20 protein-coding genes and 2 pseudogenes are annotated in these 26,011 nt (G+C 64.2%); 11 read left to right on the plus strand and 11 right to left on the minus strand.

Going from position 1 to position 26,011, the window contains the following annotated elements:
• Positions 1-11: 11 nt before the first annotated feature.
• Both KLK06_RS37965 and KLK06_RS37970 read right to left on the minus strand, forming a co-directional pair.
• Positions 12-1,274, minus strand: coding sequence for an FAD-dependent oxidoreductase (locus tag KLK06_RS37965; RefSeq protein WP_214640485.1), 1,263 nt, complete (start codon positions 1,272-1,274; stop codon positions 12-14).
• A gap of 192 nt (positions 1,275-1,466) precedes the next feature.
• Positions 1,467-1,967 (minus strand): MarR family winged helix-turn-helix transcriptional regulator, encoded by a 501-nt coding sequence (locus KLK06_RS37970; protein WP_214640486.1) that lies wholly within the window; start codon positions 1,965-1,967, stop codon positions 1,467-1,469.
• A gap of 142 nt (positions 1,968-2,109) precedes the next feature.
• On the opposite strand from KLK06_RS37970, the pseudogene KLK06_RS37975 reads away from it, so the two are divergent.
• A pseudogene (locus tag KLK06_RS37975) lies at positions 2,110-2,226 on the plus strand (metal-sensing transcriptional repressor); the annotation flags it as partial.
• Positions 2,227-2,559: 333 nt separating this feature from the next.
• On the opposite strand, the gene KLK06_RS37980 reads toward KLK06_RS37975, so the two are convergent.
• From KLK06_RS37980 to KLK06_RS37995, 4 genes and pseudogenes are all read right to left on the minus strand, one after another.
• Entirely contained in the window at positions 2,560-2,796 is a 237-nt protein-coding gene (locus KLK06_RS37980; RefSeq protein ID WP_214640487.1) for a hypothetical protein, read from the minus strand.
• Positions 2,797-3,004: 208 nt separating this feature from the next.
• Entirely contained in the window at positions 3,005-3,514 is a 510-nt protein-coding gene (locus tag KLK06_RS37985; protein ID WP_214640488.1) for a hypothetical protein, read from the minus strand.
• Positions 3,515-3,678: 164 nt separating this feature from the next.
• Complete coding sequence (locus KLK06_RS37990) at positions 3,679-4,206, minus strand: hypothetical protein (protein ID WP_214640489.1); 528 nt, start codon at positions 4,204-4,206, stop codon at positions 3,679-3,681.
• Between the two features lie 180 nt (positions 4,207-4,386).
• Positions 4,387-4,793: pseudogene (locus KLK06_RS37995) on the minus strand (pyridoxal-phosphate dependent enzyme).
• Positions 4,794-5,042: 249 nt separating this feature from the next.
• Here KLK06_RS37995 and KLK06_RS38000 point away from each other — a divergent pair.
• A complete protein-coding gene (locus tag KLK06_RS38000) occupies positions 5,043-5,273 on the plus strand; it encodes a DUF6289 family protein (RefSeq protein ID WP_214640490.1) in 231 nt (76 codons plus the stop codon).
• Between the two features lie 368 nt (positions 5,274-5,641).
• Here KLK06_RS38000 and KLK06_RS38005 read toward each other — a convergent pair whose 3' ends face one another.
• On the minus strand, positions 5,642-6,454 hold the full coding sequence (locus KLK06_RS38005) for a tetratricopeptide repeat protein (protein ID WP_214640491.1): 813 nt from the start codon (positions 6,452-6,454) through the stop codon (positions 5,642-5,644).
• Positions 6,455-6,706: 252 nt separating this feature from the next.
• On the opposite strand from KLK06_RS38005, the gene KLK06_RS38010 reads away from it, so the two are divergent.
• Together KLK06_RS38010 and KLK06_RS38015 are read left to right on the plus strand one after the other, a co-directional pair.
• A complete protein-coding gene (locus KLK06_RS38010) occupies positions 6,707-7,234 on the plus strand; it encodes a DinB family protein (RefSeq protein ID WP_214640492.1) in 528 nt (175 codons plus the stop codon).
• Positions 7,235-7,801: 567 nt separating this feature from the next.
• Positions 7,802-9,220, plus strand: coding sequence for a KOW motif-containing protein (locus tag KLK06_RS38015; RefSeq protein ID WP_214640493.1), 1,419 nt, complete (start codon positions 7,802-7,804; stop codon positions 9,218-9,220).
• Between the two features lie 183 nt (positions 9,221-9,403).
• Here KLK06_RS38015 and KLK06_RS38020 read toward each other — a convergent pair whose 3' ends face one another.
• Positions 9,404-10,069 (minus strand): DUF4097 family beta strand repeat-containing protein, encoded by a 666-nt coding sequence (locus KLK06_RS38020; protein ID WP_214640699.1) that lies wholly within the window; start codon positions 10,067-10,069, stop codon positions 9,404-9,406.
• Positions 10,070-10,385: 316 nt separating this feature from the next.
• Here KLK06_RS38020 and KLK06_RS38025 point away from each other — a divergent pair, with 316 nt between their 5' ends.
• The 3 genes from KLK06_RS38025 (at position 10,386) to KLK06_RS38035 (ending at position 13,665) form a co-directional block, all read left to right on the plus strand.
• The gene (locus KLK06_RS38025) at positions 10,386-10,553 is read left to right on the plus strand and encodes a hypothetical protein (RefSeq protein ID WP_214640494.1); all 168 of its coding nucleotides are present in this window, start codon (positions 10,386-10,388) and stop codon (positions 10,551-10,553) included.
• A gap of 159 nt (positions 10,554-10,712) precedes the next feature.
• The gene (locus KLK06_RS38030) at positions 10,713-12,680 is read left to right on the plus strand and encodes a right-handed parallel beta-helix repeat-containing protein (RefSeq protein WP_214640495.1); all 1,968 of its coding nucleotides are present in this window, start codon (positions 10,713-10,715) and stop codon (positions 12,678-12,680) included.
• Between the two features lie 496 nt (positions 12,681-13,176).
• Positions 13,177-13,665, plus strand: a complete 489-nt coding sequence (locus tag KLK06_RS38035; RefSeq protein ID WP_214640496.1) for a hypothetical protein — start codon at positions 13,177-13,179, stop codon at positions 13,663-13,665.
• Between the two features lie 363 nt (positions 13,666-14,028).
• Here the strand turns inward: KLK06_RS38035 and KLK06_RS38040 are convergent, their stop codons facing one another.
• Complete coding sequence (locus KLK06_RS38040) at positions 14,029-14,634, minus strand: hypothetical protein (protein WP_214640497.1); 606 nt, start codon at positions 14,632-14,634, stop codon at positions 14,029-14,031.
• Between the two features lie 60 nt (positions 14,635-14,694).
• Here KLK06_RS38040 and KLK06_RS38045 point away from each other — a divergent pair, with 60 nt between their 5' ends.
• Positions 14,695-15,051: a hypothetical protein gene (locus KLK06_RS38045; protein WP_250906656.1), complete on the plus strand. Its 357-nt coding sequence runs from the start codon at positions 14,695-14,697 to the stop codon at positions 15,049-15,051.
• Between the two features lie 615 nt (positions 15,052-15,666).
• Here the strand turns inward: KLK06_RS38045 and KLK06_RS38050 are convergent.
• Complete coding sequence (locus KLK06_RS38050; RefSeq protein WP_214640498.1) at positions 15,667-16,128, minus strand: hypothetical protein; 462 nt, start codon at positions 16,126-16,128, stop codon at positions 15,667-15,669.
• Between the two features lie 579 nt (positions 16,129-16,707).
• Here KLK06_RS38050 and KLK06_RS38055 point away from each other — a divergent pair.
• The 3 genes from KLK06_RS38055 (at position 16,708) to KLK06_RS38065 (ending at position 22,325) form a co-directional block, all read left to right on the plus strand.
• A complete protein-coding gene (locus tag KLK06_RS38055) occupies positions 16,708-16,860 on the plus strand; it encodes a hypothetical protein (RefSeq protein ID WP_214640499.1) in 153 nt (50 codons plus the stop codon).
• A 1,175-nt stretch (positions 16,861-18,035) separates the two neighbouring features.
• The gene (locus tag KLK06_RS38060; protein ID WP_214640500.1) at positions 18,036-20,750 is read left to right on the plus strand and encodes a tetratricopeptide repeat protein; all 2,715 of its coding nucleotides are present in this window, start codon (positions 18,036-18,038) and stop codon (positions 20,748-20,750) included.
• Positions 20,751-20,861: 111 nt separating this feature from the next.
• Entirely contained in the window at positions 20,862-22,325 is a 1,464-nt protein-coding gene (locus tag KLK06_RS38065; RefSeq protein ID WP_214640501.1) for an IS66 family transposase, read from the plus strand.
• A 218-nt stretch (positions 22,326-22,543) separates the two neighbouring features.
• Here KLK06_RS38065 and KLK06_RS38070 read toward each other — a convergent pair whose 3' ends face one another.
• The gene (locus KLK06_RS38070) at positions 22,544-25,609 is read right to left on the minus strand and encodes a hypothetical protein (protein ID WP_214640502.1); all 3,066 of its coding nucleotides are present in this window, start codon (positions 25,607-25,609) and stop codon (positions 22,544-22,546) included.
• Between the last annotated feature and the right edge of the window lie 402 nt (positions 25,610-26,011).

Raw genomic sequence — 26,011 nt, forward strand, 5'->3', positions numbered from 1 at the left:
GGATCGGCCGGTCAGTTGTGGAACTGGTAGGAGAAGGCTTCTTCGTCGGGGTCGTTCAGCGGAGTGCCACGCCACAGCCACCGGTAGGAGACGTCGGACTCCCCGTCGAACCGCTTGAGTCTCTCGTCGCGGGCCCGCTGCTCGGGCCCGTCGGGCAGGTGGTAGAAGGACATGTTGCGCCAGGCGGCGTCCTGGACCATCCCGGCGTGCTTGGCGCGGCGCGACACGTACCGCATGAGGGCCACCCGGATGCCCTCGGCCGGAACGGCGCCGAGCTCCTCCGCGATCACAGCCGCGTCCTCCATCGTCTGCGAAGCGCCCTGTGCCTGGTAGGGCAGCATGGCGTGGCAGGCGTCGCCCAGCAGAGCCACGTGGCCGTCCACCCACACCGGATCGCGGCGGCGGTGGTACATGGCCCATGCGGAGACGTCGCCGTCGGCCTTGGAGAGCATCGCGGCGACCCGGTCGTCCCAGCCGGGGAAGGCGTCGATCAGCTCGTCCACCGTGGCGGGAACGGTCCATCGCTCCGCCACCTCGGGCGAGCAGGGCACGATCGCGACGACGTTGAGCCACTCCCCGCCGCGGATCATGTAGTGGACCAGATGCCGGTCCGGGCCGTACCAGATGGTGCTCTGGAAGCGGTCCACCAGCCAGCGCGTCGCCGGATCCGTGGCGATCTTGTCTCCGGGTATGAGCGCTCGATAGGCCATCTCGCCGGAGAAGAGCAGGTTGCCGGGCAGGCCGAGCGCGTCGCGTACTCGGGACCTGATGCCGTCCGCGCCGATCAGGGCGTCCGACTCGTACCGGTCGCCCGCGGCGGTGACCGCGACGGGCCGGGCGGGGTCGGTCCGGTCGACGGCCACGACCTCGTTCCCGGTCCGAACGTCCACCACGGGGCCGGGCCGGTCCTCGTCGACGCACGCGTCCAGCAGCACCTGGTGCAGGTCGGCGCGGTGGTAGTGCCAATAGGGGGCGTTGTACTCGCGCTTGCAGAAGTCGCCCAGCGGGGTCAGGCCGATCACGCTGCCGTCCTGCCAGCGGCGACGCACCTGGTCCAGGGGCTCGGTACGGATCTTCTCAAGGGCGGCGCGCAGCCCGAGCCCGAGCAGGATGCGGCTGGCGTTCGGCGCGGTCTGGATGCCCGCGCCAACCTCTCCCAGCTCGGGGGCCTGCTCCAGGACCGTGACGCGCAGGCCGCGCTGCCGCAGTGACAGCGCGGCGGTCAGCCCACCGAGGCCACCGCCGACGATCGTGACCTGGTACGACTGACTCACCTGGCCCAGCTCCAACTCTTCGGGATGCGAGGTCGTTCTCCGGGCATGCGGATCACAGCCATCTCGCCGCTGAAACTAATCCGAACACGGACGATCTCGAAAAAGCAAGAGACGTCGCTGGATGTAATTCCAGTACAACGGCAGGAGGAGGCAGCGGGATACCTCGGCTTTAACCGCCGCCCGCGGGCGACGTCATTCGTCGCCCATGAGCGCCTCCCACTGGGCCGCCAGCGCCGCGATCTCGCGCAGCACGCGCTCCCGTTCCGCCGTCGAATAGCCCTTCAACAACCGCTCATCGAGCTCTCGGACGCGCCGGCTCACCTCTTCGAGACGCCGCGACCCCGCCTCGGTCAGGTGCAGCAGCTTGCGGCGGCCGTCATGCGGCGCGGTGTGCCGGACGATCAGCCCGTTGTCCTCCAGCCGGCGGACGATGTCGGCCATCGTGGACCGGTCCAGCGCCACCGACGAGGCCAGCGATCCCTGGTCCACGCCGGGATAGGTGTCCACCGCGGTGAGCACCGCGAACTGCGGGCTGGTAAGGACTGGGTCGACCGCGCGCGTCCACAGGGCGACGTAGGACTGGTAGAGCCGCCGAGCCAGGTAGCCCGGCGCGGCGAGGAGCTCACCAGGCGTCGTAATGGCCTCGCCACCGGCTCCCCCCGCCGTCGGCGTTTTACCCGTTTCGCGCGCCATGCCCCTACCTAAGCATGAAGCCGCCGAGCACCTTCGATCGCCCGAATCGACACCCGGCGAGCGATCTTGCCCTGATCTGCACACTCCCTGCAAGAACCTTGGCGCCCCGCTTGCAGCTCAAGCCACGGAGCCGAACGAAAGCATGATGGGCGACGCACTGACCCGGCTGAAGCGGGCACACGGCCAACCAGCCGGCGTGATCGCCATGATCGAGGCGGGCGAGGACCGCGCGAAGGCGCTCACCCAGCTCGCCGCAGTCTGCCTTCGACCGCCCCCGACCACGGCAAACCCCCGCCACCCCGTGGCGATCGTAGGCAGGCAGCATTGGGCGGCGGCACGACCAGCCAGTGCTGCGACCGGAAACGATCACCGGGTCGATTGGCTGCCGTTGGAAGAGCGCTGGTACGAGCGCACGGTCGACGCCGTGGGCGTGCGCCGGTTCGCGGTGCAGGACCCGGACGGCTACCTCCTGCGCATCTCTCAGCACCTGGGGACCCGCCACCCACGTCATGCCGCGGCTCGTACGAAGCACCCATCGCGCTGACGCGTGCTTGCTCTCCCAAGACACTCCGTCGCCGACCATGCGGCGTCGCTACGATCCGCGGGTGCGCCGGCGCACTAGGACGATCAGCCCTATCTGGATGACGAGCAGCACCAGTGCGATCAGTCCCGATGCGGCGGTCATCTCTTCCTCTGAAAGCCCGCCAACACATTCCGTTATGTTGCCGCCCTCATATATAGAGGCGCAGGTGCGTCCAAGGACCATGACAACGACGAACCAGTTGACAAGCAGAAGGGGAACCGCGCCCAGGACAAGGAGCAGCGTCATGTGATTCATCCTCCCACCTGCCGGGTTCACCTTCGCCGGAACAGGTGCGAGACGCCCGCCTATATCGGAATCACGACTCACTCCGAACACACAAGCATAGGCAAGCGATCACGACAAGGTCGGTACGGTGCACTTCCCATCCAGCGGGCCCAGGCAGGGCACGACCAGGGTTTCACGTTCGCTGAGGAAGGCACGGCAGGCCGCGAGCTCACGGCTCGCTCTTGGCGGCGGTGTTCTTTGGCACATCTGTACGGTTGGCGAGTAGGCCGATCACCATGCCAAGACCGCACACCAGAAGTGGCCAGCCATATGGTCGGCGTGGCGCCCACCCATCGAAGGTGATCGCCAGTCCTGCCAGAATGACGACTCCGGCCAGCAGCCGGCTCAAGACCTGGCCTGCGATGCGCGTGCGCTGGCGGATCAGTAGGAGCGTAAGGATGATGGCCAAAACGACGCCGGGCCACGCCAGTAGAAAATAATCCCAGAAGGTGATGTCGACAGCCGGTTCGCCGATCAGGGTTACACGCAGCCAGGAGTCGGTCGGCAGCGTAGCAAGGGAGACGGGGAAAGCCATCAGCAGCATCAACAGCTTCCCGTAGAGCTGGTCCCCGAGATGGTTATCGACAGTCAGCCAGGTGAGTGCACAGACGGCCGCCATGTATGACAGCACGGTCACAGCCGCTGGAAGCCTAAGTGTGCGGCTGATGATTCGCATCATGTGGGGATTGTCTTCCAGGCAGGTGATCGTCGACGACAGAAGATGGCAAGCAGCCGGCGGCCAAGACCATCGCGGTCCTGCAGGAACCCCAGCACCACGCCGAAAGGTACCGGAGCCGCACCGGGGCCCTTCGGCTTGGCCGCGCGACCAATAGACGGCGAGGACTACGGCAACGTTCCCCCAGGCGTGGGAGTACAGCCAATCTCTTCACGCCGAACCAGCGTCAAAAACATGACCAGCACTGCGCCCGTCAAATAGTGCAGGATCGGCCCGGACTCGACGATGTGCCAACCCCCGAAACGGAGTGTGTCCATACACCCATCCATGACGACCTGGACGGCGTAGGGAATCGTGAATACCCCGGCGATCACCACGAACAACACCGCCGTCATCCACCCGGCGATTGTGCCCCACTTTCCTCGACTGGCGAGAGTCGCGCTCAGCCCAAGCGCCATCACCGCGGTGGGCCAGCCGTTCGACTCCGCCGATGTGGTCTGCCCATTGATCTCTATCAGCCAGCCGATATTCGCGAAGGGGTCAGCACATGAGATACGAACAAAGCCGTAGGCCGGTCCTTCGAGGAAATACCTCCAGACGGTACGCGAGGCGGGAGCCGCCAGCGCTGCCAGGCTTAACAAAGGCACCCCCCAGCGCGGGGGAATCACCGGTAACGGAAGCACAAGGGCCGCCACGTGGTCGTAGATGGAGACGCCCAGCCTAGATCATCTCTGGTAGGGACGACGGCATCCGACTGCACGCCCCTGAAACGCAGAAGAGCCCCCGGAGGGCCTCTGAGCTGGACTTACTGCGGATGGCAGGTGCAAGGGTCGAACTTGCGTAGGCTGAGTCGACGGTTTGCAGGGCGTCGCGGTTCATAACCTCGACTCCGGCGCGGAGATTCTGAGGCCAGGCCGCAAGGATGTGGCCGCCAGGGCGAGCCCGGCCGCCAAGCCTCCCCCGCCGATGGGAACAACGATCGTCGCAGTGTCCGGGAGCTGTTCGAGGATCTTCAGCCCGATCGTGCCCTGCCCGGCAACCACGTCCGGATGGTCGAACGGATGGATGATCACCGCTCCGGTCTGCTCCGCATGCTCCCTCGGCCGGGCCAGGGCCTCATCTACGGTACGGCCAGCGAAGATGACGTCGGCGCCATAGCCCAGGGTCGCCTCCACCTTCGGCAATGCCGCCCCCTCGGCATGAAGCCCGTCGCCTTGGTCCCGAGGAGTCGTGCACTCAGCGCCACCCCTTGTGCGTGGTTGCCCGCACTGGCCGCCACCACACCCCTGGCCCGTCCCTGTAGGGTGACCGGCCATGCCGTGGCGATCGTAAGGGCTGCATCTGTGCGGCAGGAGACTGCGCTGGCGCACTCAGGCCGTGGTCACCGACGTTGCCCACGAGCTCGGCAGCACATCGTTCGGCCTGACAGTCGTTTTAACCCCTTGAATACCGGTATTGACCTTATTGATCTATTCGCTTCGGCGATCGATCATCGAGAGCAGTAGCGCTCCTCACCCCAGGAAGGATCTTCATGATTCGCCGCGCATCGCTGGCCGTCCTGCTCGCTCTCGGCACCCTCACCGTTATCAGCTCGCCCGCGCACGCCCGCGCCTGCAGGATCGACTACCACTGCGAAACGTACTACTACACCGACTCGACCCGCACCACGCTGGTAGGGGTCAAGTACGAGAACTGCGTCGGGGATGAGACATGGGTGGGCACGCGGGGATCCTATCCGGAGTTCTACGAGACCCCCTGCTGAGCGTCCGCTCGGAAGTCTCCGCTCAGCAGAACAACGCCACTGCTTTGATCTACTTCGCCACCGGCGGCCGTGTGACCTGCGGCACGCGGCCGTCTCGCTCTGGCTCAACGGCGGTCTACCGGATCCGGTGCTCGCGGTGACGGCGACCGTGCCGGGTCGTCTACAAGGTCAGTTAGTGCTGTGACCGGAAGGTTCCCGGGTTTGTGGGCGGCCTTCCACGGCTTCGATGGCACCGCCCCATGATCGCATGAGACGAGTTCGCCTTGATGATCACATTTGACCCGGTCTAGCCTCAGTAACGGCTCACCGGCCCGGTGTGCGCGAGCCGTACGCCGGGCCGAACACTACGAGCAGTGCCAGGTCCTCGGTCACCTCGGCGAACCGGCCAGCAGTGCCGCGGACGTGGACCGCTCCGGTGCGCCGATGACCATGAACAACGCATGGGCCTGTCCCCAAAGGCGCCGGGACTCCTCGCGCCCCCTGCCCTTCACCGCATGGCCGAGCGTCATCAGGGCGCGTGCGTAGTCCAGCCGCTGCCCGGATCGCCGTGCGTGTTCCAGGGCCTGCTCGCACGCATCCACGCACTGCCCGCCGTCGCCCACCGCCAGGTGGATGGCGGCGAGCAGGCCATGCAGCCGTGGCACGTTCAGAAGATTGGACGTGAACGCCAGCTTCAGCGACCGGTCCGCCTCGTCACGTGCGTCTGCGTACCTGCCCTGGCGGTAAAGGAGCTCCGCGCGGCCGAGCAGCACCTCGTCCAGGTCGATGCCCGTGTCCTCGGCGAGCTCCAGCGCAGCGTCGAGGCGGGCGAGCGCACTGTTCACGCTGCCCAGCTCCAGCTCCGCTCCCGCCATACCGATCAGCGAGGCGATCTGGCACCGCCGGTTCTCCACCTCCATGGCGATGGCCAGACTACGGCCGAAGACGTCGATCGCCCGCTCGTAGTGGCCGACGCGCACCGACCCGAGCGAGTGATGGATCTCCACCGACCGCCGGTACCGCGGGAAGGCCTTGTGCGGTTCTCCCAGCTGTTTGAGCACCACGCCGCAGCCTTGGAGCGCCCTGGCCTCGCCCAGCGGCCAGCCCGCCCGGCGGGACAGCGCCAGCGCGCGCTCGTGGTGATCCATGGCGTTCTTGAGGTCGGCCATGCGCCATTGGGCGAGTCCGAGCGAGTGGTGCATCGCCGCCTGTCCTCTGAGAGCCTGCTGACAAAGGATTTGGTCGCCGAGGCCGGGACAGGGATGCCCTGGTCGAGCCCCATCTTCGAGCGATACGCCTGCGGACAGGAGCGGGCGCCTGATAGCTGAGGTGTTGTCTGCGCAACTCGGCAACCACGAGCCCGTGCTTGTCCCTTCGTGCTGCCGCCTGGTCGGCGGCGGGCATGATACGCGCGTACCCGCAAAATCGGTTGCGCAGGTCATCATGATGGTGGCATGACGTGGACAGCACCCGGCGTAGAGCGGGGACCTCGGACGGACATGGCCTGTGGCGAACGCGAGATGCTGGATAACTGGTTGAAGCTCCGCCGGGTGTTCCTGCTGCGCAAATGCGCCGGCCTCACCGCCGAGCAACTGAAGACCGCATCCGTGGAGCCGTCCAACCTGACGCTGCTCGGCCTCTTGCGACACATGACGGAAGTCGAGCGTTGGTGGTGGCGGGAGAAGTTCCTGCACGAGGACTTGCCCGAGCTGCACATCACGGAGGAGTACGAAGACGGCGACTTCGACCTGGTGGCCGACGCCGATGCCGAGGCGGACTACGCCGCCTTCCTCGCGGAGACGGCTGCGTGCGACGCCGCGGTCGCGAGCATCGACCTCGACGAGCTGGCCGACGACCCCAGGGCGCCGACCGGCAAGGTCAGCCTCCGCTGGATCTACATCCACCTCCTGGAGGAGTACGCGCAGCACACCGGGCACGCCGACCTGATCCGGGAGCGCATCGATGGGGCCACGGGAGCGTAACGGCCCTCCCGGCATTACCCGTATCTAGGTCCTGGCACCTCACCGACGTACCCGCTGATCAGCTGAGTGGTGGTTGGCCGTAGCTCCAGGACTCAGAGCCTGCTGACCAAGGCTTAAGTGCTCGTGGGGCATGGGACCGTAGAGGGCTGGCCCGATCTTGTTGATGGAGCCTGGTGGGACCATCGAGACAGTTGGCCGCGGAAGCAGTTGATGTTCTCGATTCTGAGGATGACGCCCAACTCGGTCCCTCTCCAGGCACCGCCAGGGCTGAGCGGCCAGGAGTTCCAGAACCTTGCCGCGTCGGCCGGGACTGAACAAGACCGGTAGCGGGCTCCTGGTTGCCGACCGAGTTGCGTATACAACACCTCAGCTATCAGGCGCCCGCTCCTGTCCGCAGGCGTATCGCTCGAAGATGGGGCTCGACCAGGGCATCCCTGTCCCGGCCTCGGCGACCAAATCCTTTGTCAGCAGGCTCTGAGGCACCGCGCAGGGCTGTTGGGCCCGTATGTCCGTGGCGATCTCTATCATGCTGGCCCAGAGATCGTCCGTGGCGATAGGGGACCCACCGTGGAGCGTCAGTTCGCGAGGATTGTCGATGGCCCGTTCGCCGGCTTTGATGCGGAGATCGTCTCTGTGAACGGTGACAGGTTGACAGCGCGTGTGACGGTATTCGGCCGGCAAACAGCGGTCGAACTCCATCGGGACCAGATGGAGCATCCCGAGGACATACCCGCGCTGTGGTCCAGCGAGGCGGAGGCCGACGGGGAGGTCCTTGCCGGGCTGCGGGAGCGGATAGCGGCACAATACGACGACCTCGGATATGGGGAGAAGTTCGAGTTCTTTCTCGAACGTGTCGATCTTCCCGAAGAGGACCTGGCTCAGGAGTGGGAGGCTTACACCGCGCTGTGTGCCAAGGTTGACGTCCATGTGCGGCGGCGCAAGGCGGTGGCGTTGCGCGCGTTCGATCAGGAGATCGCTCCCCTGCCGGCCGGTGAGGCGAGAAGGCGGGTGGCGGCCGACGCCGACCGCTGGCTGCCGGCCGCGGCCGCCCGGGAAGAGCGCCGGTCGCGGTACCCGATCATCGACCGCTCCAATGCCGAAGAACGGTTGCTGGCAACGACATTCGGGCACCCCGATCCGCCACCGACGCTGTGGGAACAGGCCCACCATCGGCGGGCCGCCGCGCGTTCCGCCGCCGACCTGCGGGACTACGCGGTGTGGAAGGCGGCGAACCGACCACAGGAACAGAACGAGCAGGTGAGGTCGGCTGCTGTCACCCAGGTGGAGCACGAGCGCGCCGCGATCGAGGAACGCCTTGCCCGCGACTGGGGATTCCAGCTGCCCGACTCGATCTTCCGGTTTCGGGCCTTCCTGCTGTCCCTGGGCCCGACCGAAAAGCAGGCCCTCGACGACCTGGAACTGTCCCCGTTCGGGATCATGGACCTGTTCGATGATCCCGCTCGCCGTTCCCGGGCCGGCATCGATGTGCGCGTACACGGCCGCTACTACCGCGACCCGCCCGAGTTCCTCACGTTCATGCACGGCGGCACCGACGGGCTGCATTTCGGGCTCTGGTATGACGATGGGCGCACCTGCACCGGCGTTGCCTCCTACTACAACAACGATGGCGGCGGCGTGGGCCTCCCATCGCATACCCCTCTCGAGACCGTCCGGCACACGCTCGAATGGGGATGGCGCCACGTCGGAGATTGGGATGATGAGCCGGCCGACCCCATGAGCCTCGAGGTGATCGCACGACGGCACCGGCTACGGCTCCTGCGCGAGGTCCTGATGACCTTCCAGTCGCCCGCGAAGCCCACATCACCGAGGCACGGCGCCGCTGCGCCGCCGGATACCCCGCCGACGCGCTTACCCTCGGCCGTGACCTGCATTGGATCAGCGCAGGAGACCCCGAGCTCGAACACCACGCCAACGAACTACTCACCATGGCCTACCGTGCCCTGGGCCGCGACAACCTCGCTGTGATCGCCCAAGCCCACCACCACCACCGCGGTCTCCCCCAGGTGCACGTCCTCGAAGAGACCTGATCGCAGTCACCATCAATGCACTGCAGACCCGGCAGCAGGGCCGTCGGCGAGGCTCCACTACCAGAGGGCAGCCCAGCGAGATCGCCGGGGTCACTTCGCCTCACCCTCTGAGGCAGTTCCATCACAAACTGCGAGCGGTGATGTCGCCGTTGGAGGTGGTGGCGTGGATGTCGAGTTCGGCGGTGCCGTCGTTCTTGAGGGCGTTGGTGATGCGGCCGTGGCTGGTACCGGCATCCAGGGAGGCCGAGACGCCGGCGGCGGCGGCGATCGAGATGTCGCCGGACTGGGTGCTGAGCACGACCTTGCCGCGCACGGCCTCGGCGATCCGGATGGCGCCTCTTGCGGTGCTGATCTCTGCGGGGCCACCCAGTCGGCCGACCTCGACGTCTCCGTCGGCCGCGGCGAGGCGGACGCTCGCGGCCTCGTCGATCTTGATCTGACCGTACGCGCCGTCGAAGGCGACGTCGCCGAGACAACCGACCACCCGGAGCTCCGTGCTGGCCGCCTTGACCTGGATGCTGGAGCCGGCGGGCAGCTGGATCGTCACCTCGATGGATCCAGACGGGCCGAAGTACTGGTTCTTCGCCTCGGCACTCTGGATCCGCAGGACACCGTCGGCGTATTCGACCGTGGTCTGCTCCGCCGCCTTCACATCACGGCTCTTTGACGCGTTCACGGGCGAGACCTCGACGGTGGTGTCGGACCGGTCGGCGGCGATGAACTGGACGCGCCCCGCAGGGATGTCGAGGACGGCGGAGATCGGGGCGGGGGTGTCGAACTTCTGCATCATGTGCTCCTGTGCTGTGTTGTTTCGGTCTTGCGGCTCGGCGTGGCCCAGTTCGCAGCCCTTAGGCCGCAATCGCTGAACCGTTCATGGCTCAACCATCGCCGACCGCTCTGATACCGAGCCGTCTCCGTCCTGACGCCGCCGCTGACATGGCCCGGAACTCCCGAAGCCACAGCGAGCCGCAAGGTAGGGATCGTGCCGCGGGCTTTCGCAGCGAGTTCGTCGCGCCGTCCGTGAAGGTGTCGATCTCCTGTCCAGCGTGCCCAATGGTGACCCAGTCCGTTGAGGACGGCCGGTCGCGTTCGGGGCGGTGGGGGTGGACGCCGACGCGGCAGTGATCACCGCCCTGAACGTCGCTATCGACGCCACAGCGCTCAACGCCTACGCCGTGGCCGCGCTCCGACGCGTCGCCCATGACCTGGCATCGGCGGGCGTTCATGGTGCGAAGGACATCGAGGATTCGCCGACGTCCCCGAAACGGTGAAGAGGTGTCTCCGCGGTCCCCGATCAGCAGGACGCTGGCATCGGCCCTGCAGTACTGTCTCAGTGCTTGATCTTGAGGTTGGTGCGAGCTCTGGCTACAGCTGCGACGGCTGACGGTCGAGTGCGGCCAAGACTGGCCAAAACTTGGAGGAGCACAGGAATGCGAAGAACCTGGCCAGTGGCGTTGGTGGCCCTCGCCACGATTGTCATGAGCGGCGCGACGCCGGCGAGCGGCGATGCGGTCGATTCGGCAACCGATTCGACGACGGCAACGGCAGCGGTCTGCGGCAGCTCGTCGCTGAACGGCCCGACCACACCGCCCTCCGGCGCGGTCGTGGTCCCTGCGGGCGACAACAGCGGCGTGGACTTACGCAAGGCGAACACCACGTACTACTTCGAGACCGGCACGCACACGCTGGGCACCGACCAGTACTCCCAGATCATGCCCGGCACCGGCGCGACGTTCATCGGCGCGCCCGGCGCGGTACTGGACGGGCAGCGGCTGAACCTGTTCGCGTTCACTCAGGGGGCGACCGGCGTCACGATCCGGTACCTGACCATCACCGGGTTCGTCGCACCGCACGATCAGGGTGTGGTCAACCACGACTCCGGCGACGGCTGGGTCGTGGAGCACAACACGATCCGTGACAACGCCGGCGCGGGGCTGATGGCCGGGGCCACGAACAAGATCCGTGGCAACTGCTTGAAGGACAACGGGCAGTACGGCCTGAACGCGTACAAAGCCGGCAACACCATCACCGGCCTGGTTGTGGCGGACAACGAGTTCACCGGCAACAACACCGAGGACTGGGAGCACCAGATCCCTGGGTGCGGATGCACCGGCGGGATGAAGTTCTGGGCGGTGAACGGTGCCGACGTGACCGGCAACTGGGTCCACGGCAACCACGGGCCGGGGGTCTGGGCGGACACCAACAACAACGACTTCCTCATCGAGGGCAACCTCATTGAGAGCAACGACTCGCTCGCGATCTTCTACGAGATCAGCTACAACGTCGTGATCCGGAACAACACCATCCGCGGCAACGCCTGGGCCTCCGGTTCAGAGCGGGCAACGAAGGGCGACCCGTTCCCCGAAGCGGCGATCTACCTGTCCGAGGCGGATGGTGAGCCCCGCGTGACAGCGCGGACCAGCAAGATCGAGATCACCGGCAACCGGTTGGAGAACAACTGGGGCGGGATCACCGCGTGGGCGAACGCCGACCGGTTCTGCAACAGCCCAGCCTCGACGACCGGCGACTGCACGCTGATCGTCGGGCCGACCAACACCTCACAGTGCTCGGCTCCTGCCATCGCCAGCGAGCCGCTCTACACCAACTGCCGCTGGTGGACGAAGAACGTCGACATCCACCACAACACGTTCGCCTTCGACCCCAGTGCCGTCAACGGCGGCTGCCCAACGCAGTACTGCGGGCACATGGCCCTGCTGTCCAACTGGGGCACGTACCCAGACTGGTCCCCGTACAAGGGCGCCGTGATCCAGCAGTCGATCGTCCACGGGTCGAACAACTCCTGGCACGACAACACCTACACAGGACCGTGGCAGTTCAGGGTCACCGACATGGGCAGTCGCATCGCGCCCGGGCAGTGGGTCGGCCCCCAGTACGGCCAGGACGCCGGCAGCACGTTCGACGGCGGCACGCCCGTCCCGCCGGCGATCACCGAGCAGGACTTCGAGTCCTCGACGACCTCGCCCTACACCCCGTGGTACGGGTCCAGTCTGGCGCACCAGACCGGCGGCGCGCATGGTGGCACAGGCTCGCTGCAGATGACCAGCGCCCAGGCGTCTGGCAGCGCGGTGCAGCTCGACAACTTCCCCGGATACAGCGGTGTGGTCGCCGGTACGAGCTACCACGTGTCGCTGTGGTACCGGGAGGCCGTGGCGACCATGCCTGCCGTCACGTGGAATGTGCGGTGGCGCGACGAGTCCGGCACGGTGCTGCGTACCGACGCCATCTCCCTGGCCCAGAAGACCGCCTGGACCGAAGCAGCCGGCACGTTCACCCCGCCCGCGGGCACGACCCGCGTCGACTGGACTTTTGTCTGGAACGCAAGCACCGCCGGGCCCGCGTTCCAGATCGATGATGTGGCAATCCGTCCCGGGGCTTAAGCAAAAGACCTGAGGAACATGAGCCCGGTGACGGCGCGTGAAGCACCCGTCTTGAGGTCCCCAGCGAGCGACAAACCGCGTGACAATCACCAAAGATGATCACACACGTTGACGAACGTTGGAGGACGCACAACGCCGGGGACCCAGTTGTTGCAGGTCAAGGGCCTGGTCCTCAAGATCGAGAGCCAGGCCCTTCGCCGCACCACAACACGTCCGGCGTGACTGCGGTGAACTTCCGCCGGACCAGATCCGGGGCGGCGGGCCGCTTGCCCTGTCAGCGCGTGACCGTTGCGGCAGGCGCATGGCCTTCTTTCTGGGGCGGAGCGATACAAGCACGCCGCCGCCCTCATGATCATTGCATGTATATTGCACGGCGATCCGGGCGATAATCCCTATCGGGCCCTGACTCCGAGAAGCAGCTTCTCAGGGGATTCAGGCATACCGCTCCTCGAACCCTACGCACAGCTCAGACGCCGCCGAGACTCCGGAGCATCCTGTGCCTGACGACGTGATAGGTAACGAGACGTCATACCTGCGACTTCAGGCCGACTACATCGGTCGTGTGGGGGTCGAGGTCGGCATCTTCGTCGCCGTCGATCACCTGCGACGCAAGAACTTGCTCACATCGGAGGAAGAGGAGCTCTACTTCGACATCGACGACTGGTTCCGCAAGCACCTGCCCGAACCGCCGTTCTATGCCGATGGAAACACCATCGGCGCGATCACGTGGTTCAAGCGCGCCACCACGGGCGCGATGCTCGCCCGCCTGGAGCCGTTGCGAGATCTACTGACGGTGCACGGCGTGCGATGCGACCTCGTACGCGCCAGCGACCCCGGGAAACTGATCTACGAGGACGAGTACCAAGTCGGTGTGATCCCCAGGATCAGAAAGCCCGTACCACCCCTGCCACCTGGTGTCACGCTTGGACCGACCACCTCAGGTTCCAAGCGGCACCTTGCACGCCAGGCACCGGAATCCAGATGATCCGATGGACTTGCCTCGGCTCGGAAGCGGACCACAACCACGTTGTCCGGTGAGCCGTGCTGAGGAACGAAGCACGGCTCACCGATCTCCCCCAACTGTTCACGATGGCCGGCCACGGACGGGCGATCGTGAGGGCCGTATCTGTACGGCGCGTCATACAGAACCGAACCGCATTAGCAGCTCGGATCCTGGCCGTTCCGATCAGTTCAACCTGGACCGCTCGCCCTCGCTGGCCAAGGTTGGACGGCTCCGAACGATGCGGCATTGCAACTAGAACTGCAACTAGAACGCTTCCAGCACCAGGTTGGGACGCAGGACGCTCGGCGGGCTCTCCACACGTGATCGCTGCGGCTCCAGCCCGTCTCAGAGCAGCCGCATTGGTCGTCTCAAGGGGTCCCAATCCATGGTGACGAGTCCCCCATAACGCTTGGCCAGCCTGTGGCGTAGGCCTTGGCTGAACGCGTTCGTTTCGACGACGATCCGGTTGAGTTCGGGTTCGATGTACATCCCCAAGACCTCGGGTTCGTCGATCGGCCTGCCGTGTTCCCTGTCCTCCGTCAAGGTGGTCAGGGCCGCTTGGCTGTTCCGGACCAGTCGGACCTGGGGCACGATCCGGTACGGAATGGGTTTCCCGTATGACCGGTCCAATCCTGAAATCGGCGGGGAAGCCAGCTCTTGTCCTCGGGGCGTGACGTAAGGGGCGATGAGCCGGTATGGCGCGTACAGGAGGTAGGGCGGGGCGAGATCGTGCGGGTAGGTCTCGGCCCGCCGCTGAGCGGCTTGTATAGCCTGATAGAAAGGCCCGATGCTCACGGCCGACCGGGGCGCTGGCGACCTTAGTTTGTAGTACACCTCCACCGCGTCCTCTGCCGCTGGTTGCACGATCACTCGCCATCCGCCCGGCAGGCACACAGGCACCGCCGTTACAGCGTAGACAGCGAACAGCGCCAAGATCGCCTTCAGTCGCATGCGGAAAGAGTGTAAGACAGGGGCTGGGGACGGCCCACGCTCGACATCTCCCGCCCCGAAGTGAACAGGCGGTGGACCGACACCGGGGACGCGCACGAGCAGCGCGGGCTCAAGCACCGTGGAGAAACCGACGTCCGCGTGGTGCCGATCCCTCCGGAGCTGGTCAAGATCCTTCGCGAGCACATCGCAGAGTTCGGCGTCGGCGAGGACGGCAGGATCTTCCGCAGCGAGCGGGGCGGCGTGGTCGCCTCAACGGCGTACACGGAGGTGCGGCAGGAAGCCCGCATGCTCGCCCTGACTCCTGCTCAGGTCTCCTCACCCCTCGTCCGGCGGCCGTACGATCTGCGGCACGGGACGGCAACAACGTTGATCATCGGCCTGCTGACCGTAGGCACCCTTCACAAAATGATCGACTGAGGCACACCCGTCTCTCCATCTACCTTCGGTGCGCACTGTAGGCGGCCGGACACAACGTGAGAGGCCCGTTGCCGCGTTTCCACTGGTGACGGGCTTCTTCCCGCTGGTGTGGCAGGTGCAAGGTTCGAACTTGCGTAGGCTGAGCCGATGGCTTTACAGTCCCGCCGCAAGAAGGCTCTGACCTACACTTACTCGACTCGAAGCGCGCTTCCGGGAAACGGATGGGGAACGATCACGCTTTACGCCTTGCGAGCCCGTGCCATGGCCGTTCTCGGCGCGGGCGGTGTGATCAGCAGCCGGGTTGAGGGCGGCTCTCCATGGTGGTGGGAGCCGCTCTCTCGTTGATCAATCCACCGCGCGGGTGCTAAGAGGTTGCGCCTGCGCAGGTGGTGACACCGCACGCCTTCTTGCCTGCTGCGACGGCCGCACTTAGTTCCACCTCGTCGATCGCGCGCGGTTCCCGGCCTACGGATTCGCTGCTCATCTGGCCGCCTACCAGCCCATGGCAGTCCCGTCTCGTATGCCAGCAGTCTCCCTTTTCGGTGATGAAGACAATGGTCATGGTGTTGTCCCCCTTCAGGCTCGCTGCGTGTGGTGAGTAGGTCAAACGAGGCGTTACCGCCGCCAGTGTCCGTCGCGGCAGGTGTACGTGCGCCCGTTCGACGCGACGCCTACCGCTCCGGGACTGCCGCAGAAGCCGCCCGGGTGTGCTCCGGCGAGCGGTGCCGGCTCCGGTTCCGCTACGGGCTTGGGCTTGGGAGTGCGCTTCGGCGAACGCCTCCCCTTATCGGGGTCGCGGTCGTCGCGGTCGCGGGACTTGATGACGCCGTCGCCGTCTTTGTCGTCGTCGTAGTGGTCTTCGATGCCGTCCTCGTCGAGGTCTTCGATGTCCTCGACGGGTTCCGGTGTCGGCGTCCAGGAGACGGTGTGCGACGTGCTCGGAGGCGCGCTGGCCACGGCTGCGGGTTCTTGGTCATTGCCGACGAAGAGGGCGTTGCAGCCGACGACAACAAAAGCGATTACGGCGAGGCAGCCCCATGCCCCACCCTGGTTGCCTGACTTGGATTTGCTGGGCATGGCGTCTCCTCCGGCTCCGCGTGGACACGAACGGTATGTGGGACGCTGCTTTGCGCTACTTAGTTGGCGGGAAAGCCCTCATCTAGCAGGCTGATCTGGCCTTCGCAGTCCCGCCACTTCTCCACGCCTGTGATCCTCACTGGCCAGTGGGGCGCGATGCCGGGCTCTTCCGCAGTGAGATCGGCTGCGAACGCGCCGAACTCCCCGCGGTGTGTGAGCGCCTGGCCGACCTGGCTGAGCGTGCCCGGCTGCTGAAATAGACCGGCCCCACACTCGAGTAAGCAGCCGCATCACCGCCGAGCAGACGCCGCTGACGACCTGGTCGCAGGTCCGCCGCCGCCACGCCGACCTGACCGGCGCGGGGGCCGAACAGGCCGCCCACTCTCAGCTCGTAGAACGCGACGCCGCCCGCCAGACCGAACCCGGGCGCGGCACTCTCCCGGCCGCATCTTAGCCGCTGATCCGGCTGGAAATCAGTGGGCAGCCTCTAGAGAAGACCCATAGTGCCGATTTGCGATCCATCGAACGTACGACGGTTACGCAGGCGGGCGTGGGGAGCACCTCAAGGACGACTACGGCGTGGCCGCTGGCTTCGGGTCGCCCCCGGGCGTGGGGAACGCGAACGACCTCGACCGACGTGAGGCGGACCTCGCGGGTCACCCCCACGTGGGGGCGATGCGCTGCGGCGACCAGTATCTCGGCGCGCTGCCCGACCTGTCCCCACACTCGTAGGGGTTAGCCGAGCGTATCGGGGTCGGCGTGCGCGTGAGTCTCATCCTCCCCACGCCCGTGGGGGTGATCCGATGATCACGGAGTCGTGAACGAGGTGTGAGCCGTTCGAGCCTCTGACCTGTATGCAAGGCTTCCAGCCCATCCACGCATCGTGTAGCGACCTGGTGGTCAACAGCCCTTGATCCAATGGGAACGCATTGAGGACGATCAGCCGTGGCGGCTCGGTGACAGTCGTAGATAGCCAGACACAGCACGAGAGGCCCGTCATCGCGTTTCCGCTGGTGACGGGCCTCTTCAAGCTGGTGTGGCAGGTGCAAGGTTCGAACTTGCGTAGGCTGAGCCGACGGTTTTACAGGGCGTCGCAGTTCATGGCCTGGCGTCCCTGTTGAGCTGCGAAGATGCCGCGTTTGGCGACTCCCCTGCGAGCTGTCTTCCGGACATATTCCGGATCTTGCAAACCTCCACCCTCTGCCCAGCTTCTCCGACGACATTGACCATCGTGCCCAGTGGGACGGGGCGCGGAACGAAGCCTGTCTCGTCGGGACCTGCGGGAAGACCACCTCGTCAGCCTCTCCGAGAACGACCGGGGCGAGATGCTTCTCACCAACGCCGAACCCCGCGCTGGTAGCCCCTGAACCAACAGTGGCAAGGTTCGGGACCGCCGCGAACTCAAGCACCGAGCCGAAGGAGAAACCCGGTCGGTGCCGATCCATCCCGAACCCGGCAAGCTGCTCAGCGAACACATCCGAGACTTCGGCACGGGCCCCAGCGGACGCATCTTCATCGGTCCCCGAGGTCGACACATGGCCGACCGCGTACCTGAAGGACTTCCACGAGGCCAAGGCGAAAACGTTCACAGATGCCGAGGCCAGATCACCCCTCATGGACGCTCCCTGCGCCCTGCGTCATGCAGCCGTCTCCACATGGCTAGATGCAGGCGTGCCCGCGCCCCAGGTCGCCGAGTGGGCAGGACAGCGTCGATGTGCTCTTGCGCGTCTACGCCACGTGCATCTACGGGCCAGCAAGGCGAAGCCATGCGCCGCATCTGGGACGCAACATAGTAATCCCGTGTCAAGGGCTGCACTTAGCATTAGCCTTGAACCTCACACCCGGTTACCTCTAGAGGCGAAACCGGCTCTGTCCAGGCTGCAGCGTTTCTCCGTGAGGAGGCCACAATGAGCGTGTGGCGGCGAATGCTCGCTGGAGTAGTGCTTGCCCTTATGGTGGTAACCGCCATAACAGCAGCGGCGTTAGCCAAGCTACCTCAGCCGCCAACATGGGCTGCGGCAGTGATTGCCGGAGCGGCGTTTACTGCCGGCTTGACTCTCGATCCGTTTAAGAAGCTCGCCGCAGAGTGGATTGAGCGCCCCCGCAAGCACCGTGAGATACTCCGCACCCACACCCGGGTGCACGACCATACTGGCCGTCTTCAACGGGTTAATAAATGCATCGACGCGACAGTCCTGGGAGTGCACCCCGCAGCCACCACGGATACCAATCACGACATCGATCGCTTGCCTCCATATGTTAAGCGCGATGCCCATGTCAAGCTCCGCGAGGCTTTCGACGTAGGTGGGATGGTAATCCTGGAGGGGCCGTCTTCGGCTGGCAAGACACGCCTCGCCTTCGAATGCATGCACGCATATGCCCCTGACCGGTTGTTGATCGTGCCCAACAACTTGACGGCGCTGAGAGAGATCACCAAGGAGCCAGTACGCCTCAGGAATTCCGTCATATGGCTTGATGATGTGGAGCGATACCTTGCCAGCGGCGGCCTGGATGGAGCGGTCTTGGATGCGCTGGTCCCTCATGAAATTGTCGATGTATTGGTCTTGGCCACCTTACGGGCCGAAGCTCGTAAAGAGCTGACCAGTCCCGATCTGGAGACCGCCACCGCGAGGTCCGTTGAGGAAATCATGCGGCGCGCCCGCGTGATTCCGCTCGAACGAGCGCTCAGCCCTGACGAACAAGCTCGCGCCCAGGAGTTGCGTGCAGACAAAAGAATCGCTGCCGCCCTAGACCAGACAACGGGAGCAGGATTCAGCGAATATTTGGCCGCATCACCAGCGATTTTGGAGCGCTGGCAGTCCGCATACCGGGGAGAGCATCCGGTCGCAGGAGCTATCATCAGCGCCGCAATTGATATACGCCGCGTTGGATATCAAGCACCAGTGCCCCGCGAGCTATTGGCCAAGACCTATACGCACTACCTGGATCCACGTATACGACATCGCTCCGACCTATCGACATTCGACGAAGGACTTGCTTGGGCAACCCAGCTCGTAAAAGGCGCCAGCGCCTGCCTTACACAGGATGCTTCGGATACCTTCCACCCATTTGATTACTTAATCGATCACGTCCAGCACGCCAGCGATCTTCATCAGATCCCTTCAACACTCTGGCCAGAAGTCCTGGCCCACGCCAGCATTGCCGACACTGTCATCATCGGACTTTCCGCATCGTTCGCCGATCAGCGAAAGGTAAGCGAACAGGCATTTCGTCGCGCCGCCGAAACCGGCAACATAGGCGCCATGTACAGCCTCGGAGTCATACTCAAGAGCGCCGGGCAGACCAAAGAGGCGGAACAGTGGTATCGGCGCGCCGCCGAAACGGGCCACCCCGACGCCATGAATAACCTCGGCATCCTGCTCAACAACACCGACCGAACCTCAGAGGCGGAACAGTGGTACCGGCGCGCCGCCGAAACCGGGAATACAAGCGCCATGTACAACCTCGGCATCCTACTAGATAACGTTGGCAACCCCGAAGAGGCGGAACAGTGGTACCGGCGCGTCGCTGAAATCGGCCATACCAACGCCATGCGGAATCTCGGCATCCTGCTCGCCAAGGCAAACCGTACCGAAGAAGCCGAACAATGGTACCGACGCGCAGCCGAAAACGGCCACGCCAACGCCATGCACAACCTCGGCATCCTGCTCGCCGAGACAGACCGTACCGAAGAAGCCGAACAATGGTACCGACGCGCAGCCAATAAGGGCCACACCGGCGCCATTTACAGCCTCGGCAACCTGTCCAGCAACAAGGGACGAGTCGAAGAAGCCGAACAATGGTGGCGCCACGCCGCCCGTACCGGCCACACCAACGCCATGAACCGCCTCGCCAACCTACTCAAGAAGAAAGGACGAGTCGAAGAAGCCGAACAATGGTGGCACCAGGCCGCCCAAGCCGGCGACACCGACGCTATATATAACCTCGGCGTCCTGCTAGCCACGACAGGCCAGACAGAAGAAGCCGAACAATGGTACCGACGCGCCGCCGAAAACAGCCACGCCAACGCCATGTACAACCTCGGCATCCTGCTCATCGAGACAGACCGTACCGAGGAAGCCGGACAATGGTGGCACCAGGCCGCCCAAGCTGGCTACACGGAGGCCATGTACAACCTTGGCGTCCTGCTAGCCGCGACAGGCCAGACAGAAGAAGCCGAACAATGGTACCGACGCGCCGCCGAAAACGGCTACACCGACGCCATGCACAACCTTGGCCTCTTGCTAGACATCGCCAACCAAACCGAAGAAGCCGAACAGTGGTACCGCCGTGCCGCCGAAAATGGTGACATCAACGCCGCCTACAACCTCGGCGTCCTGCTGGCCAAGGCAGGCCGTACCGAGGAAGCCGGCCCCTGGTGGCACCGCGCCGCCGAAAGCGGTCATCCGCACGCAATGTGCAATCTCGGCGCCCTGCTAGCCGCGGCAAGCCAGACAGAAGAAGCCGAACAATGGTGGCGCCTAGCCGCTGAAACTGGCCTTCCCGCCGCCATGCTCAACCTCGGCGTCCTGCTGGAAGACACCAATCGGACAAAAGAAGCTGAACTGTGGTATCGCCGCGCTGCCAAGGCGAGCATGAGTCAAGACCCTACCAACCCCTGAGCTGATGGTATCCATTCACGCCTGCCGCTGAGTTGAGGGTTGGTTTGGGGTAGACGTGCCTGTCTCCGCTGAATATAGGGATCTTGGGGTGGGTCGTCGTACTTTGAGCTGGTGGCCCCCGATCCCGCGAGTTGGAGTCGTGAGGAACTGCTGGCTGCGCTGGCCGAGCGGGACGCTGTGATCGCCGCGTTGATGGCCGAGGTCGAGCAGTTGAAACGGCGGGTGGGGATGGATTCGTCCAACTTCTCGATGCCGCCGGGCTCGGACGGGCCGGCGGCGCGGGCCAAGCGCGCCAAGAAGACCAAGAATCGCTCGCCCCGGCCGCGTGGTGGACAGCCGGGCCATGACGGCCATGCTCTGGCCTGGCGGAGCAGCCCTGACCAGGTCACCATGGTCGGCCCGCAGTCCTGCTGCGGGTGTGGCCAAACACTGGCGGGCGTGGAGGGCGAGGTCGTCGCGCGGGTGCAGGTGTTCGACACCCCGCCGGTGAAACTCCAGGTCACGGAGTATCGGATGGTGCAGGTGGCCTGCCCTGCCTGCCGTTGGACGACTCGGGCGGCCACCCCGCCGGGGCTGGCCGGGCCCTGCTGCTATGGCCCCAACGTCCGCGCCGCGACCGCGCTGCTGGCCTGCGCCGGGCATATGAGCATCACCCGGGCCGCCGACCTGATGGGCGTGCTGCTGGACGTGCCGGTCTCTACCGGGTTCACCGGCGGGCTGGTCAAGCGCGTCGCCGACCGGCTGACCGGCTTCGAGAGCGCGGTGAAGAACGCGTTGCGGGCCGCGCCGGTGCTGCACCACGACGAGTCCCCCGCCCGCGTCGCCGCCGACGACGGGGATCGGCTGCTGTATGTCTACACCGCCCGTGCCGACCGGCTCCTGTGGTTCGGCGCCGCTGACAACCGCGGCCATGACGCCCTGGACGGGTTCGGGATTCTGCCCGGCTACCGTGGCACCCTGGTCCGCGATGACTACGTCGGCTACGCCACGTACGACCAGGACCTGGCCGCAGTGCAGCTGTGTTGCGCGCATCTGCTGCGATCGTTGCGCGGTATCGGGGAGCTGGATCCCGACGGCAGCCGGGTGCAGCGGTGCTGGACCGAGCCGGTCATGAGCGCACTGACCGACGCCAAGGCCGCGGTCGCCCAGGCCCACACCGAGGGCGCCACCGCCCTGGACCCGCAGGTTCTGGACGCGCTGCGCGCCCGTTATGACGAGGCGGTGGCCTGGGGCATCGCCACCAACACCCACCGCGACTGGCCGAGTGGCCGACATCCCGGCTACACCCTGGCGAAACGGCTGCAGACCCGGGCGGCGCAGGTGTGGCGCTTCACCGTCGACTTCGCCGTGCCCTTCACCAACAACCCCTGCGAGCAGCCCCAGCGCATGGTCAAACTCCAGATGAAGATCGGCGGCTGCTGGCGCAGCGTGCGCACCGCCGCCCGCTACTGCCTCATCCGCTCCTACCTCGGCACCGCCCGCAACCACGGCATCCACCCACTCGATGCCCTCCGCGACGCCCTGTCGGAAGCCCCTGGATGCCACCCCGAAACGCCTGATCAATCACAGGCGTGAATGGATACTTAAGCAGTTGTCAGGCACAGCCAAGCAATCACCTGCTGCGCCCCGCCTTTAGGGGCCTGACATCACATCTGGATAAAGCTAACGAGAGATTACTGCCGCTTTGATGAGTTTGCCGAGATAGCTCATCGAACGCCAGCACTGCGGGGAGATAATGCCAAAACAGGCGAATCGAATAACTTTTCAGCAAACTCAGAGGACCATTGCTCCGCTTATTCCTCTTGCGGGATAATACTAAGCTCCATGTCCTCTGCCAGCTGCGCTACTATCGACGGTTCAACTCTTGCGATTCCAATCAATAGCGTGTCCGATCGAAGCTTTGTGAGCGCTCGCGTCAGCAATTGACGACGTTTTTGCGTGTCCATCTGAGCAACGATAGCAGTGATCGCTTCCGCCTGAATATGCGGATTGGAGATGGACTGGATAAGCGCTTCAGCGCGAACGGTCTGTCCAGCCTGGGCAAGAACACTTGCTAGATCACGCAGCAACGAGGCTTTGACATTCGCATCGGAAACAGATCCGGCGACTTGCTCAGCTTGTCGCGCCACCTTTTCTATCTGATCGATCTGGCCGGTTTGGCTTAACGTTATTGCTAGCGATGTTAACGCCTGCGCCTGGAGATCGGCATTATCGATGGAGCAGGCAAGCTTGTGGGCCTGATCGACTTGACCGCTCTCGGCGAGAGCTCCAACCAGGTGGTGCAGTCCCTGCAGTTGCTGAGCTGGGTTTGTGATAGAGCGGGCAACTTTCTCCGCCAGTAGCGCAACTTCTCTAGCTTCGTTAAGCTTACTCGCCCTGGCCAACGCGCCAGCCTGGGTAGTTAGTCTCTCGGCTCGGGATACGACGCTTGCAATAGATTCCGGGATCTTTTGAAGCTCATGCAAAACATGGGTCGCGTAGTCAAGGTCTCCTAGCTTCTTCAAGGAGCTACCCAGCCTCCGCAAGGAGGCGGCTCGATGGTCGGGGTCATTGATTGATTTAGCGAGCGCCTCAGCGCGATCAAACTGATGAGTGCTGGCGTAAGCATCTACCAAATCTCGTAATGCTTTGTCGCGCGAGTCTTGATCAATGATTGACGTAGCATGCATCTCAACGTTTTGGGCAACTTGGCTAGCGCGAACGAATTGTCCCGCTTCCGCTAGCGAGACCGCAACAGAGCACAGTGCGCAAGCTTGGCGGATAGGGTCAATTATGGATTGAGCCAGCACTTCGGCGCGGTCGAACTCGCGAGCGCTGGCTAATATACGGACAAGTCCATGCAGAGCCTGAGCTTGAAGTTCAGACCTTTCAATGGCGCGAGCACACGCTTCTGCAGCGTCGAAATGTCCTGCATCGCCAAGGATGCCTGAAATATCGCGCAATCCTCTAGCTCGGTCGGGCTCCGATATAAACCTAGCAATATTGGCAGCTCGTCGTGCAACGTCTATGACCCGATCGGGATACCCAGCCGCCCCTAGAGCATTGGCCAAAATACGCAACGCCTGAAACTGGTGCGTGTGGTCGTTAATTGCATCAGCGAGCGTTTCCGCGCGTTCTAACTGCCCATTCCTAGCCAGAGCGCTTGCAATATCCCTTAGCGCCCCGGATTGGGAACCAAAGTCAGCGATGGAGCGAGCGAGCGTTTCCGCACTGTCGAACTTTCCAGCCCTGGCCAAAGAATGGGCAATTGTACGCAGCGCTTGAGCTTGGGAAGGTTCATTGGCGATAGAATCGGCCACTGCTTCGGCGCGGTCAAACTCCCCAGCGCCAGCTAAGACACCGATTAGGTCGTGTAGTACCCGAGATGGGGGATCCGAGTCGGCCATAGTGTAGGCAAGCGCTTTGGCACGGTCAAACTGCCCGGCTCTAGCCAGCGCGTTGACCAGACCTCCCAATGCCTGTATTTGCGAGAAAGATCCAGTGATCGAGCGTGCGATTATCTCGGCGCGTTCGGCTAATTGATCGGCGTGAACAAGCCACCCAACCTTTGAGAAGGGAACGATCAAGTCACTCAGGACCTGAGCTTGGGATTTGGGTTCCTTTATCAAGGTAGCCTGAGCCTCAGCCTGTTGGGCAACTTGCGCAGCATGATCGTGCTGTCCCGCGTCAGCTAAGGCGCGAGCTAGAGTCGTCAGGGCCTTGGCTTGCGATTTAGCGTTAGAAATGGATCGGGCCAGCGCTTCTGCTCGCATAGGGTTGCCAAGTTTTACCCAAACCGCTGGCAGTTGAATTGGAATATTGGCATTGCGATCAGCAAGAAACTCGCGGGTACGAGCGAGCAGCAGCATCGCTTGCAGGTCTGGCATCTCTTGCTTACACACGACACCTTGGCAGGTAAGAATCTCCGACAAGGCCGACGCATCCCCACCGCTCACATCTAGCATACGGTCTAGGCGCGCCCGGTCAATGGCGTAGGCCACCATTCGCGCAATGTTGCCAGTCGTCAGGAGAAGCTGATGATAGCCACGTAGAAGAAACTCCGGTGTTCCGGATGGCCAGCCTTGATCACGATAGCGATCGGCCCAGACATGGATTGTATCCAGGTACACGGCAAGCGCCGTTTCACCGAATGCAGCGATCGCAGTGGCTTGGAGCTCCTCATGCGCCAAGACGAAAATTTCTGCGCCCTCTTGGGGGCGCCACCGGCTGTCTCTGCTGCTGAACGTCCGTCCCGACACCGCCCGCAACTGGCGGTCCACCTCGGAGGCCGCTAGTCCAGTCAACTCGGCAAGATCGCCACTACTCAACCCGCCGCCTGCAGTAACCAGCACCCCTAAGAGGTCGCGCTCAGTTTGACTCCCATACAATAAGTGATCAAGCTCTCGCTCAGCGTCGTCACGGATGATTTGCGCGCTAGGTGATGAGCTCAGCAATCGCATGATTGTTGGGTTGCGTAGAGGATGCCGTGCAGGCACATCCGAAGGTACGGGCGGATTCGGACGTCCTGCTACTACAATCCGCAGTCCTTCAGAAGGCGCCGCCGGCAACAGTGCCGCAATACTGTGTGCGCCTGGGCCTACTGTCACCCCCCTGTCCTCATCTAGCCCGTCCACTACTAGTACTAGCCGCTCGCCACGCTGCTTACATAGCCGCGTCGCCTCTTTGAGTAGCCGCCCGAACCACCCACGTTGGGTGGCCTCGGTCAACAACCCTGGCATTGGCTGCCCCAGCAGCTCCGCTAATTGCTCGATCACCACGTCAAGAAACGCATTCCGGTCACTCTGTCCGGCATAACGTGCAGTGATGAAAAACGACACCACCCGCACTCCTGGTGGTGGATTAAGCACGAACGTAGCCATCAGTGCAGACTTGCCAGCCCACGCTGGCCCCTGCCACCACACATAGGCTTGCTCATTATTTCCAGTACAGAAAGCGGTCAGTTCCGCTAGCTCCGCCTCGCGGCCTACCAACCGCCATGGAAAGATCTGCTCAACCTGTTCGCGATAGGCCGACCGCGCTGGTGGCACGGCGGCCAGGTGCACATCCCCATGGTGGCTCCCCGTGTTGACATAGCTGCCTTCTCCGCCGAATGCATCACCGGTATCACGGACGGTGCTCTTCACCAGGAAGATCGCCCTTCATGTCTACATCAGACTGGCAGGGATATTCAGGCTAGCTCCACGCCGGAATTGGCATCTCCGCCGCTGCCTGCGTCAGCATCTCCCGTTCGTTCCACTCGTATCTGGCCAGGCACCGCATCA

It is taken from the genome of Nonomuraea sp. NEAU-A123 (assembly GCF_018603905.1).
Taxonomy (GTDB): Bacteria; Actinomycetota; Actinomycetes; order Streptosporangiales; family Streptosporangiaceae; genus Nonomuraea.